Origin of the sequence: Catenibacterium sp., from assembly GCF_052354645.1 — a bacterium.
Lineage (GTDB): Bacteria > Bacillota_I > Bacilli_A > Erysipelotrichales > Coprobacillaceae > Catenibacterium > Catenibacterium mitsuoka_A.
The window spans coordinates 1-5,098 of the sequence record NZ_DAWDDM010000137.1 but is presented as its reverse complement, the minus strand read 5'-3'; the positions used below and the strand labels follow the sequence as shown (position 1 = coordinate 5,098).

The window sequence follows — 5,098 nt, the reverse complement described above, 5'->3', positions numbered from 1 at the left end:
AATACCTGAGAACAAGGCGATACAGAAATATAAGGCGGCACATTATGCATAAAAATATGCCTGCCACTACGTGGCAGGCATGGGTACATGTTTTTAATTTTTTCACCTGTCTACTTGACAGGGGCGGTTCAAATAAGGTCTCTTTTTTATCGTGTCCATTTTACAGGGTCCATTTTAATCCCTATGGATTCTTTTTTTTGAATTAAAAAAAGGATTCCTTTTTTGGAATCCTTATTGTTCTTGTGTATCAGTTGTCTGTACTGTGAAATGGATAGAACCAATAGTTTTTGTTTCACCACTTGAATTCTTTTCAGTAAATGAAATCGTATATGATCTGCCACTAGATAATCCACTAATTGTCGCACTGCTTCCACAATTCAATGATTGACTATTACCATTACATGTCACAATCATTGTATGTCCACTTGGACCAGATGTGCTGACATTGACTGAAGTGGCTGAAATAGTTGCTCCATTTGATATAGCTGCACCATTTGCAGTAACACTGAAGGTTGCAGTACCTACATCTGTACTTCCAGTAGATAATCTTACTGACTTCTTATTAGACGTTGTGTCACCACTCTTTAGTTTATAATAACCAGTTACTGTGTATGTCTTACCTGATTCAGTGTTATATTCAAGTGTTCCACTTGTAGAAGATAATGTTTCAGTCTTTGTAGAAGAACCATCACTGATTTCTACAACACAAGTGATCTTACCTTCATATTCAGGATCATAAGAACCAAATGTGACTGAAATTGAATTATTTGAATTCAATGATGCATTAAATGATGTCAATTCAGGTACTTTATATTCATCGGCATAAGAAGAACCATCATCTACACCACTAGGACCATGTCCCTTTACAAACCAAGCAGTCAAAATCTTTTCTTCTGGTGTAGAAGAACTTGGAGATACATATGGATATACACCCTTAACCATACGTGCCTTTTCAACAGTACTTGGTGTTTCATAGCTATTTTTCATCTTATGAGTGGCAAGCTTCTTCGCAATCTTTGCGGCAATTGATTTTGCATCATTCATACCACTTGCAAGATATTTATGTTTCTTTGTAGATATTTCTGCAGGAAAACCATTCCAGCAGGCCCATGCATAATCAGGTGAATAAGCACAAAGCCAATGGTCTTTATCCTTGCCAGCTAAAGCTGGGATAGTTGCATCAAAGTTAGAAGTACCAGTCTTTGCACCAATCTGAGAACCAATATCAAATGCTGAGTAGCTTCCATTGCTCTTTACATAGCTTGTCATAACCTGACGAAGTAAGAAAGCAGTAGAATCTTTCATTCCTTCACTTGCCTGTTTTTGAATATCATCATCTACATTAATAGTTTCACCAGTTGTATTAATCACAATCTTCTGAATTGTATGTGGCTTAATATATGTACCACCATTTGAGATAGCTGCATAAGCAGCTGCCTGCATAGTAGGTGTTGTACCATACTTCCAACCACCAATAGCATAGTTCAAGTTGAAATCTTCATCGTCCATGTTATAGCCTAAACCTTTTAAGAAGCTAACAACCTGATTATTACCAACCTTCTTAAGAACACTATTTAAAGTATGAATAGCAGCTAAGTTCCATGAATTTGCAAGAGCATCTTCAAGAAGCACATCATTATGGTAATTGTTATCCCAGTTCTTTGGATGCCAGCTACCCTGAGTAAACTCTGAGTCATCTACTGTATGTCCAGTAGACCAGTTGAGATATTCAAATGCAGTTGCATAGTCAAGAATAGGTTTGATAGAAGAACCTGGCTGTCTTCTATTCTTTAATGTATAAGCATAATCTAGATAAGTCGCATCAGAATTATTCGCACGATAATTTTTCGCACTCATCAAACCAATAATACGGCCAGTTTTTGATTCAAGCACTGAAGCAGCTGCCTGCATCTCCCTGTCAGTAAACTTATAGTTCTTGCCTGAAGAAACATCATCAAGATATTCCTGCATATCATGATCCATATAAGTATAGATAGTCATCTTAGTTTTATTAGGATCATAACCTAATTCTTTTACTTCCTGAGTAACGCGATCTACATAAGAAGCATATTTTCCATTTGTCTGAACAGGATCATATTTTAATATGTTTTCAACCTTTACGCTTTTCGCATTATCTCTTTCTTTTTCACTAATATATCCATGTTCATACATCAAGTTAAGGATAATATTTCTTCTTTTTGTTGCAAGAGTTAAATTCCTAAATGGGTCATATGAAACAGGAGAATTAATTGTACCAGCAAGTAATGCAGCTTCTGGTAAAGTTAACTGATCAGGGCTCTTTCCAAAATAATAGTAGCTTGCTCCATAAATACCAATAGAACTATTTGACTTACCAAAATAAATCTTATTGAGATATAGTTCAAGTACTTTCTGTTTAGTAGTCTGCTGAGTCGCTTCAATAGAAAGAATGACTTCTCCAACCTTTCTTTCGATTGTTTTTTCTTCATCTGGATAATATGTCTTTTTGATGAGCTGCTGTGTAATTGTAGAACCACCTGCAACAGTATGACCTGCTAAGATATTTGACATAAGAGCTTTAATAATACGTGGAATATCAAAACCATTATGTACAAAATAACGTGAGTCTTCTGCAGCAACTACAGCATCAATCATTACTTCAGGAATATCATCATAACTTACATATTTCCCAATAGAACTACCATACTTGTAATAGGTTTCTCCATCTTGAGAAACCTGAGAAGAGTAGGAAGTTGTTGTAAGATTATCAATATCAAAATTACTGATTTGCTGATAAATCTTAAATCCAAGGTAACCACTACCGCTCGCTACAAGAACACATAATGCGATAATACATATCTTAATTGTTTTCTTTATCTGCTTAGGGTCCTTGGTTGATTGAACTTTCATAAAGTGTCCTCCTTAAGGTAAAATTCATCGATTACATCTAAATAAGCGAGTCTTGGCTGATAGCCCTGCTTAATAAGATGTCCACTTTCTTTCACTTCATCATAACTTATATGCTGCTTCTTGTCATGAAAAAAGCGCTCTACCATAATCGAAGCATCTAACAAATAAACTTCTCCCACAGATGTGAAGGCAATAATAATAAAGGCAATCCCACCATGACGTTTTACTCTCTCTAGATGATTGATCTGATGCTCAGAAATATTACGAAAAGGAAATCGTAAAGATTTAGTTTCTTTTGCTTCAAAATCAATATATCTGCCTTTATAAATTCCATTATAATCCGTAGTAGAAGGGGCCTGATAGTATGCTTCAACTATACGGGCTTTATTTCGTGAAGGATAATCGACTTTTACAATCTGGATAGGTGTCGGTTTTTTATATATGACAGCCTGATCGACAGATAAGTAATAGGTGTTAGATAGGTTGATGTCTTCTTCTAAGCTCATCCCACGAAAAGCAGTATAATGCTTACTTGTAGATTTCTTAGGGATAGACATATTAGCCGGTGCCTTTTTAAGGTTTGGATAATTAACCATACTATTTCTCCTTTACCAAATCATTATAACATATTATTATTCAAAAAAAATGAAAAATGATGGAAGAAGATTGATGAATAGGTTTAAAATAGTTATTATGTTTCGAAGAGGTGATTAAAAAATGAAATATCGTAAATGGATTACAATGATATGCGCTGCATTCATGCTTTGTGCATGTACTTCAAAGCAGCCAGAAAAAAAGAAGACAAATACAATCTCGCATACTGCAAAACAAAAAGAAAAGAAAATTAAATCTATCCCTCAACCAGCACTTAACACAGAAGAAGCGTCTGCAGTAGTGATGGATGCAGAAACAGGCAAGGTATATTATGTGAAAAATGAACAGGAATCACGTTATCCTGCTTCTACAATTAAACTATTAAGTGCCCTTGTCGCAATAGAGTATTATAAAGATGATGATCTTCTTACTACAAAGAATATCATGTCTTTACCAGATCGTGTGTTTGCCTATACTGAGCCTGTACATGATGGTGAACAGATTCCTTTTAAAGATGTTATTCGTGGTATGCTTTTAAAGAGTTCTAATGAAATGGCTTTAACTCTTGCTGAAAACTATCAAGGTGGTTATGATGCGTTTATTAACGCAATGAATAAGAAAGCTAAAAAACTAGGTTGTCAAAAGGTAGAGGTTTCTAATCCTCATGGACTCAGTTATGCCGAAAAGGGATGGCTTAAAGAAACATGCAGTACAAAGGATATGGCACTTATTGCGAAAGCATTTTATAAGAATAAAGAGTTAAGAAATATTATTTCTACACCAAACTATACTTTTGAATCAAATCAATATCGTACAATGCAGAATGTAAAGATGACCCAGCATGATTCTCCATATTATGATGAAAGAGTCATTGGGGGAAAGACAGGTTTTACTAATCTCGCGAAAAGATGTTTGGTTACTTATTCTAAGGTAAAGAATAAAACAATCATTACAGTTGTATTTAAAGAAAACTCACGTGAAGAAACTTTTACAGACACTAAAAAGCTTCTTGATTATGTGAATGACGTTTTAGCAGCATAGAAAAAATGCTGCTTTTTTTAAGCAGCATGAAGTAAAGTACGTATTAAATCAAATAGATAAGGCTTATAGTCCTCAATAGGGCAGGGAACCTTATTTACAATACAGCTAAAGCAAGTTGAACCTACAAGCTCTACTATAGTAAAGAAGGTAATATCAATATTTTTAATATTAAGATTCTCTCTTTCTACACCTTCCTTAAATAATTCATATAGACTAAGATGATCTGTTTCTTCTAGAATCTTTGTAAGTTCCTGTGAGTAGACCCCAAGAGATAAGTCTTTATTCATTAAGGTAAGATATGTAGGATTGGCTACAAGAGCATCAATCACATGATTGATGATAAAAATCATTGAATCATCAAAGTGGGTGATTTCAGGATGTTTTTTTAATTCTTTCATAGCATCATCAAATAAATCAGTACTGATTTCCTGTACAATCTGGTTTCTAATATCATATTTGTCTTTGAAATATAAATAAAAAGTACCTTTTGCAACCCTTGCTTTATTTACAATGTCAGAAATAGATGTATTATTAAAATTCTTTTCTGCAAATAATGCAGTGGCACTTGCTAGAA

4 protein-coding genes are annotated in these 5,098 nt (G+C 34.4%); 1 reads left to right on the top strand and 3 read right to left on the bottom strand.

Features of this window, described 5'->3' with window-relative positions:
• Window positions 1-231 precede the first annotated feature (231 nt).
• Together ACT8VG_RS07045 and recU are read right to left on the bottom strand one after the other, a co-directional pair.
• Window positions 232-2,889 carry a transglycosylase domain-containing protein gene (locus ACT8VG_RS07045; protein WP_331873934.1) on the bottom strand — a complete coding sequence of 886 codons (2,658 nt, stop codon included), beginning with the start codon at window positions 2,887-2,889 and terminating at the stop codon, window positions 232-234.
• Window positions 2,886-3,485 (bottom strand): Holliday junction resolvase RecU, encoded by a 600-nt coding sequence (recU, locus tag ACT8VG_RS07040; RefSeq protein WP_217106594.1) that lies wholly within the window; start codon window positions 3,483-3,485, stop codon window positions 2,886-2,888. Before recU ends, ACT8VG_RS07045 begins: the two co-directional genes overlap by 4 nt.
• Before the next feature lie 121 nt (window positions 3,486-3,606).
• Between recU and ACT8VG_RS07035 the strand changes: the two genes are divergently transcribed.
• Window positions 3,607-4,524: a D-alanyl-D-alanine carboxypeptidase family protein gene (locus ACT8VG_RS07035; protein WP_217106595.1), complete on the top strand. Its 918-nt coding sequence runs from the start codon at window positions 3,607-3,609 to the stop codon at window positions 4,522-4,524.
• Between the two features lie 17 nt (window positions 4,525-4,541).
• On the opposite strand, the gene ACT8VG_RS07030 is transcribed toward ACT8VG_RS07035, so the two are convergent.
• On the bottom strand, window positions 4,542-5,098 hold a 557-nt coding region (locus ACT8VG_RS07030; RefSeq protein ID WP_444195491.1), incomplete at its 5' end, for a TetR/AcrR family transcriptional regulator.